Annotated in this window: 11 protein-coding genes; 6 read left to right on the plus strand and 5 right to left on the minus strand. The window is 43.6% G+C overall.

From position 1 onward, the window contains the following. Window positions 1-110: 110 nt before the first annotated feature. The 4 genes from fusA (at window position 111) to AACU25_RS28725 (ending at window position 5,000) form a co-directional block, all read left to right on the plus strand. On the plus strand, window positions 111-2,189 hold the full coding sequence (gene fusA / locus AACU25_RS28710) for an elongation factor G (protein ID WP_096581509.1): 2,079 nt from the start codon (window positions 111-113) through the stop codon (window positions 2,187-2,189). Window positions 2,190-2,211: 22 nt separating this feature from the next. Beyond that, entirely contained in the window at window positions 2,212-3,441 is a 1,230-nt protein-coding gene (tuf, locus tag AACU25_RS28715; RefSeq protein WP_096581511.1) for an elongation factor Tu, read from the plus strand. A gap of 191 nt (window positions 3,442-3,632) precedes the next feature. Continuing rightward, a complete protein-coding gene (gene rpsJ, locus AACU25_RS28720; protein ID WP_010998474.1) occupies window positions 3,633-3,950 on the plus strand; it encodes a 30S ribosomal protein S10 in 318 nt (105 codons plus the stop codon). Between the two features lie 399 nt (window positions 3,951-4,349). After that, window positions 4,350-5,000, plus strand: coding sequence for an LON peptidase substrate-binding domain-containing protein (locus AACU25_RS28725; protein ID WP_096581513.1), 651 nt, complete (start codon window positions 4,350-4,352; stop codon window positions 4,998-5,000). 1 nt (window position 5,001) lies between these two features. Here the strand turns inward: AACU25_RS28725 and pheA are convergent, their stop codons facing one another. Continuing rightward, entirely contained in the window at window positions 5,002-5,895 is an 894-nt protein-coding gene (gene pheA / locus AACU25_RS28730; RefSeq protein WP_096581515.1) for a prephenate dehydratase, read from the minus strand. A 369-nt stretch (window positions 5,896-6,264) separates the two neighbouring features. Here pheA and AACU25_RS28735 point away from each other — a divergent pair, with 369 nt between their 5' ends. Next, window positions 6,265-6,852: a DUF1997 domain-containing protein gene (locus AACU25_RS28735; protein ID WP_096581517.1), complete on the plus strand. Its 588-nt coding sequence runs from the start codon at window positions 6,265-6,267 to the stop codon at window positions 6,850-6,852. A 73-nt stretch (window positions 6,853-6,925) separates the two neighbouring features. Here AACU25_RS28735 and AACU25_RS28740 read toward each other — a convergent pair whose 3' ends face one another. The 4 genes from AACU25_RS28740 to AACU25_RS28755 all read right to left on the minus strand — a co-directional run bounded on the left by AACU25_RS28740 (window position 6,926) and on the right by AACU25_RS28755 (window position 13,365). After that, a complete protein-coding gene (locus tag AACU25_RS28740) occupies window positions 6,926-7,591 on the minus strand; it encodes a ribonuclease HII (protein WP_096581519.1) in 666 nt (221 codons plus the stop codon). An 8-nt stretch (window positions 7,592-7,599) separates the two neighbouring features. Next, entirely contained in the window at window positions 7,600-9,711 is a 2,112-nt protein-coding gene (gene rne, locus AACU25_RS28745; RefSeq protein WP_096581521.1) for a ribonuclease E, read from the minus strand. Window positions 9,712-10,266: 555 nt separating this feature from the next. Continuing rightward, the gene (locus tag AACU25_RS28750) at window positions 10,267-12,879 is read right to left on the minus strand and encodes a TIGR03960 family B12-binding radical SAM protein (RefSeq protein WP_096581522.1); all 2,613 of its coding nucleotides are present in this window, start codon (window positions 12,877-12,879) and stop codon (window positions 10,267-10,269) included. Window positions 12,880-13,062: 183 nt separating this feature from the next. After that, on the minus strand, window positions 13,063-13,365 hold the full coding sequence (locus tag AACU25_RS28755) for an STAS domain-containing protein (protein WP_096581524.1): 303 nt from the start codon (window positions 13,363-13,365) through the stop codon (window positions 13,063-13,065). 471 nt (window positions 13,366-13,836) lie between these two features. Between AACU25_RS28755 and AACU25_RS28760 the strand changes: the two genes are divergently transcribed. Then, a complete protein-coding gene (locus AACU25_RS28760; RefSeq protein WP_096581526.1) occupies window positions 13,837-14,034 on the plus strand; it encodes a hypothetical protein in 198 nt (65 codons plus the stop codon). The last annotated feature ends 154 nt before the right edge of the window (window positions 14,035-14,188 follow it).

The raw sequence follows: 14,188 nt of genomic DNA on the forward strand, positions 1-14,188 counted from the left end.
AGAGCGATATATCGCTGATTTTCAAAAAAGACGGTTTTCCGTAAAAGTATAGAATCTTAACAAAGAGTAATATACAAGATATCATGAGGCAAAAACTATAGGAGGCTACTGTGGCACGTACGATCCCGCTAGAGAGAGTACGCAATATCGGTATTGCGGCGCATATAGATGCGGGCAAGACAACAACAACAGAGAGAATATTGTTTTACTCTGGGATAATTCATAAGATTGGCGAAGTCCATGAAGGAACAGCCGTCACAGACTGGATGGAGCAAGAGCGGGAGAGAGGAATCACCATCACCGCGGCTGCTATTAGTACCAGCTGGAAAGATCATCAAATAAACATTATCGATACTCCAGGTCACGTTGACTTCACTATTGAAGTTGAGCGCTCCATGCGTGTGTTGGATGGTGTAATCGCCGTGTTCTGTTCTGTAGGTGGCGTACAACCCCAATCAGAGACAGTATGGCGACAAGCAGACCGCTATAAAGTGCCTCGGATAGCCTTTATCAACAAGATGGATCGTACAGGCGCGAACTTCTACAGAGTTCACGAACAAATGCGCGATCGCTTGCGAGCAAATGCTATTGCCATTCAACTGCCAATTGGTAGCGAAACAGAATTTAAAGGCATCGTTGACCTGGTACGGATGCGTGCCTATATTTACAACAACGATCAAGGAACAGATATTCAGGAAACTGAAATTCCTGCCGACTTGCAAGAGCAAGCAGCAGAACACCGCACCAAACTCATCGAAGCAGTAGCAGAAACTGATGACGATCTGATGACTAAGTACTTCGAGGGCGAAGAACTTACAGAAGCGGAAATTCAGGCTGCTCTACGGAAAGGAACAATTGCAGGTACGATTGTGCCAGTGCTTTGCGGTTCAGCATTTAAAAACAAAGGCGTACAGCTAATGCTGGATGCAGTTGTAGATTACTTGCCAGCGCCAATTGATGTACCAGCCATTCAAGGTACATTGCCTAACGGTGATACCGTTGAACGTCGGGCTGATGATAACGAACCTTTATCAGCGCTGGCATTCAAGATTATGGCTGACCCATACGGTCGCTTAACCTTTGTACGCGTTTATTCTGGTGTCCTGAAGAAGGGTAGCTACATTCTCAACGCTACTAAAGGTAAGAAAGAACGTATCTCTCGCCTAGTTATTTTGAAAGCCGATGAACGACAAGATGTCGAAGAAATGCGGGCTGGGGATCTAGGCGCAGCGTTGGGTTTGAAAGATACCTTAACAGGTGACACCATTACTGATGAAGGATCACCAGTAATTCTGGAATCTCTATTCATTCCTGAGCCTGTGATCTCGGTGGCGGTTGAACCCAAAACCAAGAACGACATGGATAAACTATCCAAGGCACTGCAATCTCTCTCAGAAGAAGACCCGACCTTCCGTGTCCACGTCGATCCTGAAACCAACCAAACAGTGATTGCAGGGATGGGAGAGCTACACCTGGAAATTCTCGTAGACCGGATGTTACGCGAATTTAAAGTGGAAGCAAATGTGGGTGCACCCCAAGTAGCTTACCGCGAAACAATTCGTAAACCAGTCACTAGAGTCGAAGGTAAATTTATTCGCCAAAGTGGTGGTAAAGGTCAATACGGTCACGTTGTGATCGATTTAGAACCTGGTGAACCTGGTAGCGGCTTTGAATTTGTTTCTAAGATTGTTGGTGGTTCCGTACCCAAAGAGTACGTTGGCCCCGCAGAACAAGGAATGAAAGAATGCTGCGAATCTGGTATTTTAGCTGGCTATCCACTCATTGATGTGAAAGCTACTTTGGTTGATGGCTCTTACCATGATGTAGACTCTTCAGAAATGGCTTTCAAAATCGCCGGCTCTATGGCGATGAAAGAAGCGGCTCACAAAGCTGCGCCCGTTCTTTTAGAGCCTATGATGAAAGTCGAGGTTGAAGTTCCAGAAAACTTCCTTGGCGATGTCATGGGTGACCTCAATTCCCGTCGTGGGCAAATTGAGGGTATGGGATCTGAGCAAGGTCTTGCTAAAGTGACTGCTAAAGTCCCATTGGCAGAAATGTTTGGCTACGCCACCGATATCCGGTCGAAGACTCAGGGTCGGGGCATCTTCTCAATGGAGTTTAGCCACTACGACGAAGTGCCTCGCAACGTGGCTGAGGCAATCATTGCAAAAAGCAAAGGGAACGCTTAATTAAAAAAGGAAACGAGCATTCATGGCACGCGCAAAGTTTGAAAGGAAGAAACCCCACGTTAACATCGGTACTGTTGGACACGTTGACCACGGTAAAACAACATTAACAGCAGCCATCACCATGACCTTGGCAGCTCTTGGCCAAGCTGTAGCTAAAGGCTACGACCAAATCGACAACGCACCAGAAGAAAAGGCGCGGGGTATTACTATCAATACCGCTCACGTTGAATATGAAACCGAAAATCGCCACTATGCTCACGTAGACTGTCCAGGTCACGCTGACTATGTGAAAAACATGATCACTGGTGCAGCCCAAATGGACGGAGCGATTTTAGTAGTAGCTGCTACCGATGGACCCATGCCCCAAACCCGCGAACACATCCTGCTAGCAAAACAGGTAGGCGTTCCCAGCTTGGTTGTCTTCTTGAACAAAGAAGACTTAATGGATGACCCAGAACTGCTAGAACTAGTAGAACTAGAACTCAGAGAACTGCTTTCTAGCTACGATTTCCCTGGCGATGACATTCCCATCATCAAAGGATCTGGTCTACAAGCACTGGAAGCAATGACTGCTAACCCCAAGACCCAACGTGGTGAGAATAAGTGGGTAGATAAAATCTATGAACTGATGGATGCTGTAGACTCCTACATCCCCACTCCAGAGCGGGCTGTTGACCAACCCTTCTTGATGGCTGTAGAAGACGTATTCTCCATCACTGGTCGTGGTACTGTCGCTACCGGTCGGATTGAACGCGGTAAAGTTAAGGTTGGTGATGTGGTAGAGTTAGTGGGCATTAGAGACACCCGCAACACCACTGTTACCGGGATCGAAATGTTCAAGAAGAGCCTGGATGAAGGTCTAGCGGGTGATAACGCAGGTGTACTACTGCGTGGTATCCAAAAGACAGATATTGAACGGGGTATGGTACTAGCTAAACCCGGTTCCATTACGCCTCACACTCAATTTGAAGGTGAAGTGTACGTTCTGACAGAAAAAGAAGGCGGTCGGAAAACCCCATTTTTCTCTGGCTACCGTCCCCAGTTTTATGTACGGACAACAGATGTAACTGGCACCATCCAAGCTTTCACCGCAGATGATGGCGGCGCAGCAGAAATGGTAATGCCAGGCGATCGCATCAAGATGACTGTAGAATTGATCAACCCGATCGCAATTGAGCAAGGAATGCGCTTTGCGATTCGTGAAGGTGGTCGTACCATCGGTGCTGGTGTCGTTTCTAAGATCATCAAATAGCACCTTTTCACTTAATTCAAAAGGAGCAGAGATGCCAAACTCTCTGCTCCTTTCTCTTCCTTCCATTTAAGAGATTATCAATTGGGAATTAGGCATTAGGGATGGAAATTTTATCTCTATTACCAACTTCTCAGTCCCCAATCTCTAACCTCTGAAAGTCCCTTAAATAATCAGAACCAAGAAAACTAAAGATGGCAACTCTACAGCAGCAGAAAATTAGAATCCGCTTACAAGCTTTTGATCGTCGTTTATTGGATACATCTTGCGAGAAGATTGTAGACACCGCTAACCGCACTAACGCCACAGCTATTGGGCCTATTCCTTTACCAACAAAACGTAAGATTTATTGTGTATTGCGATCGCCTCACGTAGATAAAGATTCCCGCGAACACTTTGAAACTCGCACCCATCGCCGGATTATTGACATTTATCAACCTTCTTCTAAAACTATTGATGCTCTGATGAAGCTAGATCTGCCATCTGGTGTGGACATCGAAGTAAAACTTTAATTTTATAAATCCATAGTCCAAAGTCAAACAATTTTGGATTTTAGATTTGTTCCGCCACGCCACTTCTCTTAAGTCGAGTCAGTCGCTTGTGGAAGTTCCCGCCCTTGTGCGGATTGGCGTGGGAAACTCAACCAAGAGAGTGGCTCCAAAAGAGGCAGGGATTTTATCAGAAACAATCCAAAATCCCAAATTTAAAATCTAAAATTGGCACGGTCAAATGCATAATCACTATTGACCTTCGACTCTTGATCGTCACTTTTGTATTAATACTTACACAGCCCTGAAGAAATATCTCTCAGGGCTTTTTCTGAGCTTGAAAACAAATGATAGAATGTAAACATTGTACGGGAGAAACAGAGACTCATAAATTTTAACGATTAAATTTATACCAGAGTAACTATGACATCCTCTTCTAGAATTGCAGTTCGCGAACTACCTCTGTTCCCGTTACCTGAAGTAGTTCTTTTTCCTGGCAGACCATTACCCCTGCATATTTTTGAATTTCGCTACCGAATCATGATGAATACGATTCTTGAAAGCGATCGCAGGTTTGGGGTTTTGATGGTCGATCCAGTCAAAGGTACCATTGCTAATGTTGGTTGCTGTGCAGAGATTATTCATTACCAGCGACTGCCAGACGACCGGATGAAAATGTTAACTTTAGGTCAGCAAAGATTTCGTGTTTTAGAATATGTTCGCGAAAAACCCTACCGGGTGGCTTTGGTTGAGTGGTTTGAAGACCAAACACCAACAAAAGATTTGCGACCTTTAGCTTCAGAGGTAGAACAACTGCTACGAGATGTTGTGCGTCTTTCAGCGAAGTTAACTGAACAAAATATTGAACTACCAGAAGATGTACCCGATCTGCCTACCGAGTTATCTTATTGGGTAGCAAGTAACCTTTATGGGGTAGCCGCAGAACAGCAGTCATTGCTAGAAATGCGTGATACAGCGGCTCGGTTGGAAAGAGAATCGGAAATTTTGACTTCTACTCGCAATCACTTGGCAGCTCGTACAGTTCTCAAAGACACTTTTAATCAAAAATTATAAGTTAATCAATGGATTCTACTGACTTTAGAGTTGTAATCGGTAGGATACTGTAGCTACCAAAAATTTTTAAAATTTCTGTGTAGGTGCTAAGTTCTGCCAAAGCAGATTGCATTTTGGGTGAATTGCGGTCTGCTTCTAAATCCATAAAAAATAAATATTCCCCCAAAGAGCGCTTTGTTGGGCGAGATTCAATGCGGCTGAGGTTAATTTCTCGTTGAGCAAATATTTGCAGGGGTTTGACAAGTGCGCCTGGGAGATTAGCGGGTAAGCTGAAAGCTAAGGAAGTATGGGTATTTGTTGTGGAATATTTCTGTGGCGAAATCTCAGTTTGAGCTTGGCTAGTTACCCAAAAGCGCGTGCAGTTTTCTGGATAGTCGTTGATACCAGTGGCTAGTATTGGCAGATTGTAGAGTTCAGCTGCTCTCATAGATGCGATCGCCGCAGCTGTTAAATCTTGCGTTAGTAGTTGTAATGCTTCGGTAGTGGAATTGCTGGGAATTATCTGTACTGTTGGGAGAAATTGCCCTAACCAGCTTTGACATTGAGCCAACGCCTGTGGGTGAGAATAAACAGTTTTTATCTGCTCTAAACTTGTAGCACAGGAAATTAAAGTATGGGCGATAGGTAATACCAAAGCTAGCTGAATTTGCAAACTATCCAATAGCCACAATGTATCCATTGTCATGGTGACACTGCCTTCTATGGAATTTTCCACTGGCACAACTGCCAACTGCGTTTCTCCTTTAGCAACAGCTTGGAGTGATTGAGCAATGCTGGGATAAGGACGTAAAGTAGCTGCAACTCCTGTTGTTTGAGCCAGCCAATTGAGATAAAAAACAGCTGCTTGCTCTGCATAAGTACCGGGAGGCCCTAAATGTGCGATCGCTAGTGTCATCTTTTTAGCCTTGAGGTGCAAGTTTGATTTGTTTACAGATAGGTAAACTACACATTCTTAACAGCCATTTTCTGAAATAAATTCTGCTGATTAATCTGTATTTTAATTCCTCAGAGAATTGCTCAAAATTTTATTATTGGCAGATTTTTAGTTGCATATAATATTTAATTTGTCAATGATTAATTTTGATGATTACTAATATATTTCTCTAACTAAAGATAGTCATCAAATTATTAACTTTATTATTCATAATGTATAGTTTATGAGTCACAATAGTTTTTATAATCAATAAAGCTGAGACTTTATCTCAAAATCAATCTAATATATTAAAAAATATTAAAATTAAACAACATATATATTCATTTACTCATGGCTACCCGGTTTACGGCTTCTCAATCAGTTGAAATTGCTGTTCCAAAGCAGCCTATTCCTATTCAGCACTACTTGCGTCAACCACAACGTTTGGTTCATGCTTTAGTTGACAATAATCGCATTCAGCAAATTTCAGAAGAAGTATTTCGGTTGAAAATGCGTCCTCTGACTTTTATGTCACTTAGTTTGCAACCAACTGTAGACATGAGAGTCTGGGCAGAATCTAATGGCACTATTTGTTTGCGATCTGTAGGTTGTGAAATTCTTGGTGTTGAGTATATTAATCAACGTTTTGCTTTGAATTTAAAAGGATACTTATCACCATCACAACTCAGTACAGGTACACACCTGCAAGGCAAAGCTGATTTAGAAGTGCAGGTAGAGCTACCACCACCATTTTGCTTTACTCCCAAAACAATTTTAGAAACCACTGGTAATGGTTTACTTAAGAGTGTGCTATTGACGGTAAAACAGAGGCTACTACATCAGCTGTTAGCCGATTATCGTCGCTGGGTAATTTCTCAAACGAATGTCCAAAAGCTGAACGAAGATAGCGCAGAATTGCCCATGTTGAACATCGAGTAAATTTACTCTTAATGGGCTTTAACCAGACTAAATCACACTAGCTACTATAGAAGTCTCTGCGTTTAATTTCACCTCAACTTTGAATTTGACAAGAACGAAAGGATCTACGGTGCAACGGTGAAGGGCCGTATTTTTGCAGAGCTAGTAAATGCTTTTGACTACCATAGCCCTTGTTACTTGTTAAGTCGTACATGGGATACTTGGATGCCAAGCGCACTACTAGCTCGTCACGCCAAACTTTAGCCACAATACTCGCGGCGGCAATATTGAGCGATCGCTCGTCTCCTTTGACTATTGTTTGTTGGGGTAATAACAAGTCTTTGACTGACTGATTCCCATCTATTAAGCACAGTGCAGGCTGTACTTTCAGTTTGAGTACAGCCCGCTTCATTGCTAACAGTGTTGCCTGCAAAATGTTGATTTGGTCAATTTCCGCAGTGGAAGCGAAGCCAATTTTCCAGTCTATGGCTAATGCACAAATTTGCTGTGCTAGTTCCTTTCTGCGAGAGCTAGACAGCTTTTTACTATCTTTGATTTTAGCTGCCATCAATTCTGGCCAAGCACACTCTGGTAGCATAACGGCGGCTGCTACTACAGGGCCAAACAAAGCACCTCGTCCTACTTCATCCACACCAGCCATGCCCGCAGTACCCGCTAAGGTTGACAATTCTAACCACAGCAGTTCACTTTGAGGTATCGCAGAATTATGATTGGCGGCAGTTTGCTCTGGCTCTACCATCATCGCAGTTAGCTGTCTTCATTGTTGTCATCGATGGCCGAGGAGCGACGACGACGGCGACGGCTAGCAGCAGTACTATTAGATTCCGTGGCTTCAGGTTCTTCTGCGATCGCAGTAAATCCTGGTGATTCAATAACTGGTTGGGGTGATGGTTTTGGCTCTACTTCAAGTTGTGATGTCGGTACTTTGATGGTGCTGACAGCAGTGCTGACTTTTTCAGTAGGGGTAGAATCAGAGGTAGATTCTGTAGTGGGAAGTTGTCCTGGTTGCACAATATTGATAATTACTGATTTCGGATTTTTCACTTCCCGATCCAGCTTCACCAAGGGAGAAACACCCATCAAAGCAAAAACATCTTGTTCTTCATGGGTCATTTCTACAGTTCTAATTTCCGGTGGTTCTACCACTGGTTTGATTGGTTCTACTTTGGTAACTTTAGCCCGTTCTCCTCGATCACTCCAACCTTGTTTATTCAAGCTTGGTGGTGGTATCTCTGGTGCTGGCGCTAGTTCATTATCAGCATCTAAGTCTAAGTCGGGGTCGTTGACAAAAGCGAGTGGATTGTTGACAATCCGACCTTCATCTTTGCCATTGGGCGCACCAATCCCAATGCGACTACGACGGGTGCGGGTACGGCGCTTGTTATGATCGCTCAGTTCTTGATAGCTGGGATGATTGATTAAGTTGAGGGCACCCAAGTCAGAATCGTTATCAAATGTATCGCCAAATCCATCGTAGGTTTCCCGTGGATCGGGAATGCGGGCCACTGGCTGACGAGGTTCTCTGGCTTCCCGTGGTTCTCTCGCCTCTCTTGGTTCCCTATTCGGCAGAGGGATAAAGCGTTCTGGTACTTCTGTGGGTATGGTGGGCAATCTACCTTCTAGTTCTCCCGGTAGACGCACAGTATGCCCTAAACCTCCACAGGTCGGGCAAGTTTCACCAAATAATTCGTAAATATTTTGACCTTGGCGCTTACGGGTGAGTTCTACTAAACCCAGTTCAGTGAGTTGAGCAATTTGGGGACGAGCTTTGTCTGCTTTCAGGGCTTTGTTAAAATGCTCCAGTACTTGCAGTTGATCGCGTCGTGATTCCATGTCAATGAAATCAACCACAATTACCCCAGCAATATTCCGCAGACGCATCTGCCGGGCAATTTCTGTAGCGGCTTCGCAGTTAGTCCACAGTACTGTTTCTCTGGCTGTTGCGGAACGTGTAAAGGAGCCGGAGTTAACATCTATGACTGTTAAGGCTTCGGTTGGCTCAATGATGATATAGCCACCAGAAGGTAAGTCTACTCTTGGTTTGAGGGCTTCTCGAATCGCGGCGTTAATTCGGAAGTATTCTAAAATTGGTGAGCGATCGCGGTGATGGTCAATTAACAATCCCTGCGGTGTTTGACCCCCACTCCAGTTTTGTAAATACTGCTTGACGCGCTTCAAACCAGTACTAGAATCGACTACAATGCGATTCACATCCGCACCGTACATATCTCGCAGCACGCGTTGGATAAAGTCATCATCTCGATTCAGCAATGCTGGAGCGCGGGTGGATTGGGCTTCTTGTTGAATGGCTTCCCACTGCTTCTGCAATACTTCTAAATCTTCGATAATTGCTTCTTCTGGCTTACCTTCGGCCTCTGTGCGTACCAGTAAACCCATACCTGCGGGTTTGATCAAAATTGCTAATGCCCGCAGACGGTTACGCTCGCTTTCACTTTTAATCCGCCGAGATAAATTTACACCTCTACCATAGGGCATCAGGACTACGTAGCGTCCAGGCATGGTGATGTTACCTGTGAGCCTTGGCCCTTTTGTCCCCGTTGGCTCTTTCATTACCTGCACCAACACTTTTTGTTGTGGTGCTAATAATTCTGTGATTGCGGCGGCTGTGCGTTTCAGCTTTAATGGCCCTAAGTCAGTGACATGAATAAAGCCGTTACGCTCTGGATCGCCAATATTGACAAAAGCTGCGTCAATACCTGGTAGTACATTTTCTACCACTCCTAAGTAAATATCACCAATTTGGTGATGACCCGTGGCTACAACAAGTTCTTGTATTTGATCTTCCGAAAATACAGCAGCAATTTGATGCTGTTCCGCGATGATAATTTGCTTTGGCATTCAATTCCCTCAAAAATTCGTTGCACCGATGGGTAAAGGAGGTTTTTTTAGCCTCTCTCCCCTGCAAGCCCCAAAAGGTGCAGCTGATAATAATAATTGTGAATTTAAGCTCCCAGTTAAAGAGCTATGGATACTGTGATTGCGTTTACACGCCTGATTATTCCAGAAAGGCTGCATATGTTTAAGCAATTTCATCAACCATCTATGGTTGATTTTTGATGCTATACCTTCACCATTGAAAGATTAGGTATTCAGCAGTTGTTTAAAAAGCATAGAGGAAGAGTTGCCGACGGAGCCTATTGTGAGTTACTGATTCACACGGTAGCTATAGAGAGAGTGTGTTCTTTAACCTGCCTCAGTTTATCCGGGATAAAATCCTAGAAGTTGCACTCTCATATCTTTGCTTTTGCTCCCTGAGTATCAGGGTTGTGAACCAGCTGATTCAATGCAGCGCCAGAAAATTTCTCTTCACCCCATTCTAACGCAACCTTGCCAAAAATCAATTCCCACGATGTATGATGTCAGGGCAACTACTAGCCAGTTGCCCTTGACGGATTATATACCCAAAACGAGCCGATTGCGCTGGATATGCCAGAGATGAAATTCTGTGTTAGCTACATTTTCTAGCATAAACAGGATTTGTTCTGGACGCAACAGCACTCCATCGGGGCGACAGATACCTAGATAACGCAAGGTAACTGTAGGCTCTGGCTGATTAGTGTTAGTTACGACTAATTCTAGTTCCAACAAGCGATCGCGCAGATTTACTATTTGGTGTTTACCAGACTTGGTAATTTGTTCCCAGAGAATTTCTGTTTTGGTTTGAATTTGCTCAATCCAGCTTTGCCATTGTGTAGGTGTGGCTTCCCCGGTGACAGAAACAGTAATTAAATATTCTGCTGCTTCTATAATTTGGCTAGCTGCTGGAGCTTTTAAATCCAATTCCTTGACATCATATATAGGTATATCTGGGGGTAACTCCTTCGCTAAATTTGCTTGGAATGCCTTGACATCTACTGGCACAGTTAGCTCAAAATCCACAATTTCACCTGTGCTTGTAGCTCCTAAAGCTAAAGCATTAGCCACAGAAATCCGGGGATGAGGATGAAAACCACCAGTAAAAGAGACTGGTAAGCTGGCTCTTCGCACTACTCTATCGAATAGACGCATCAAATCTAAATGGCTGACTAAAGCCATGTCTTTCTGCTTACCGAACCAGACTCGCACGCGTTGGACTCTAGCGGTATTTGGTACAAATTCCCCAGCAAATTCTGGGACTGCTGGTGGCTCAATGACAATATTATGTCCAAAATCGGTGCCACAGACACCACAGTGAGAACACCCGTCAAAAGAGCAATCAGGAACGATTGCGGCTTCTAAGGCCCGTTGCAGGTCTTCTTTGAGCCACTTTTTGTCAATTCCTGTATCAACGTGCTCCCAGGGGAGAGGAGCATCAAGGGAAGGAGACAATCCCACTTCACTGCTTTGCTCCTGGGTGGTGGCAAATAAATTCCATTCACCCTGTTCCACTTGACGGTATTTCCAGTCTAAACCTGCTTGCGCGATCGCGCTTCCCCAAGCTGCAAACGCTTTGTCCATACTTTCATACCAGGAATCCATACCTGCACCCAATTCCCACGCTCGGCGGAGAACTTTTCCTAAACTGCGATCGCCTCTCCCTATAAAGTCTTCCATTGCCGACAGCCGCACATCAGTAAAATTTACTTTTACTCCTCTAATGCGGCGGAATTCTTGTCTGAGTAATTTTTGCTTACGTTGAAATTCAGCGGTAGAAACTGAATGCCATTGGAATGGTGTATGGGGCTTAGGGGTAAAGTTAGAAATTGTCAAGTTAAAATTTAACGGTCTTCTGCCCTGACCGCGACATTCCCTTTGTAACCAACTCACCGTTTCGGCAATACCAATCACATCGGCATCTGTCTCACCTGGTAAGCCGATCATAAAATACAACTTGATTTTATCCCAGCCTTGCTCCCAAGCTGTTTTTACACCCCTAAGCAGTTCTTCATTGGTCAAACCTTTATTGACAATGTCCCGCATTCTCTGGGTGCCGGCTTCTGGAGCAAAAGTTAGCCCTGATTGTCTGGTTCCGCCTAGAATATTGGCAATATTTTCATCAAATCTATCTACTCGTTGGCTAGGGAGAGACAGAGTAATATTTTCATTTTTTAAACGATTTTTAATTTCCATCCCTACTGCTGGTAGGGATAAATAATCTGAACAACTCAGGGATAGGAGGGAAAACTCATTGTAACCAGTCGCCCGCATTCCCTGTTCAATGGCTTCTACTACCTTGTCTGGTGCTACGTCCCGCGCTGGCCGGGTAAGCATTCCTGGTTGACAAAAGCGACAACCGCGAGTGCAACCACGGCGAATTTCAATTGTTAAGCGATCATGTACTGTCTCAACATAGGGTACTAGCCCTATGGAATAAGCAGGTATGGGTGTAGCCACCCGTCTGAGAATTCGCTTGGGGAAATGATCTGCTACAGGATGGACTGAACCATCCGCCGCCATTTGGTAAAACTGCGGGACATATACCCCTGGGATTTGAGCTAAGTCCAGCAGTAATTCTCTGCGGCTCAAAAGAGCTTGTTTACCTTCTTCCAAGACTAAACCAATTTCTGGCAGTAGTTCCTCGCCATCGCCCAGGGCAATAAAGTCGAAGAAGTCTGTGTAAGGTTCTGGATTAGAGGTTGCTGTTTGTCCTCCCGCGAAAATCAGGGGGTAATTACCTGCTGCGCGTTCTTCCCAGGTGAGGGGTATACCTGCCAAATCCAACATTTCTAAAATATTGGTGGCTCCCAGTTCGTAACTCAGACTAAACCCTAAAACGTCAAATTCTGTCAGCGATCGCTTCGACTCTACTGCAAACAATGGTGTGTTTGTTGCTCTGAGTTTAGCTGACAGATCGGTCCCAGGGAGGTATGCGCGATCGCATAACTGCCTCGGCTGGGCATTGAGGATGTTATAGAGAATGATATGTCCTAAGTTGGAGGCTCCGACTTCATATACTTCTGGGTAAGTGAGCACCCAACGTATTGATGCCGTGTCCCAAGGTTTATGTACTGCTAAACGCTCATTACCTAAGTAACGCGCTGGTTTTAAAATATCCGGTGTGATTAACTTTTCAACTGCAACAGCCACTGTGCTATCTTCTAGCTACCTTAATTACAGCTACTCACCTCCAACATTAGCATTGATTAGGTCTTTCTACAGAATTGTTTATCGCAACTTACAATTCCGTTACAAAGTTGTCTGCCCACCTCACCCTCAACAGCAGCATTGCTTAAATATTGTGAAGTCAAGCTGCTGCACATTAGGGCGACCTTAAACGATTTCAAATACTTGATCGAGCTGTGTTAATTCAAAAATAATTCTAATTGACGGAGACACAGAGCCAAGTTGGAGACTTCGTCCTAAACTCCCAGCCAGTTTCAGCGCAGATACTAATGCCATCAACCCTGCACTGTCTAATGATTCTACTGCTGCCAAATCCACTAACAAGATAGAAGTATCATCTTGTGTCAACGCTGTAGTTAGATCCCGCTTAAATTCTAAAGCGTTAGCGGCATTAAGGCAGCCTTGAGGACGAATCAATGTAACTTTTGGACATTTAAGTACCGCTTGCATAATGAAATCCTAATTTAAAGTTATTGAACCTTAAAGCTTAGATGTATTTGAACATAAACTTTTTTTCATAACATCGACCATTTGTCTTATGTTTCTTTGCTAAATCTTTATAGGTCTTCTACCTCTATTTAAAGATTGTTGTAATTATTAGTTAAAATGTATGTATATATACTTTTTTTTCATCCAAGTTCAAAAACAATCAACATAGCAATTCCAAGAGCAAAATCAATCTCCGTAGCTATGCTGAGACTGTTGATTTTATCTATAGCTAAGGATGATGTATATTAACGTTTGGTCACTAGTAAAAGTCCCCAGTCTTCACTCTGTTAGCCGCAGATACTAGCTTTCATCTTTTCCTACTTTTACCAGGTCTTTGTGATCTAGATCACACAAAATTAGGCATCTGGATCACTTTTTATACCAAACTTTATCTTGGATAATTAACAGCAAATACAAATTGGCTAAGTCTTTATGAGAACTAGACATGCTATTCGTCAATTGGTAGAAAAAGCCCTTTATATTAAAAAATTAACTCCTGAAATTGAAGATGAAATCAATTCAGAATTAACAGAAATGGGTTACATATCTGACGTTGATTATGAAGCTTTGGAGTTATTAATGGCAGAGATGGATGCAGGCCGAATTAAATTAGTTCCTAGCTTAGGTTAGTAACAACAATCGCTGAGAATTGCTGCTTTTGCCTCTATCTAGAGCTATATAAATTAAGAATATTTCCGAGAATTGTAAGACTGCAGCCTTGACAAATAGTACAGCTTGGTAAAATCAAAGCTACCTTAACCTACCTAGGGAAACGTTTAAGCGC

This window comes from Tolypothrix tenuis PCC 7101 (genome assembly GCF_963874875.1).
In the GTDB taxonomy this organism is placed as follows: Bacteria; Cyanobacteriota; Cyanobacteriia; order Cyanobacteriales; family Nostocaceae; genus Aulosira; species Aulosira tenue.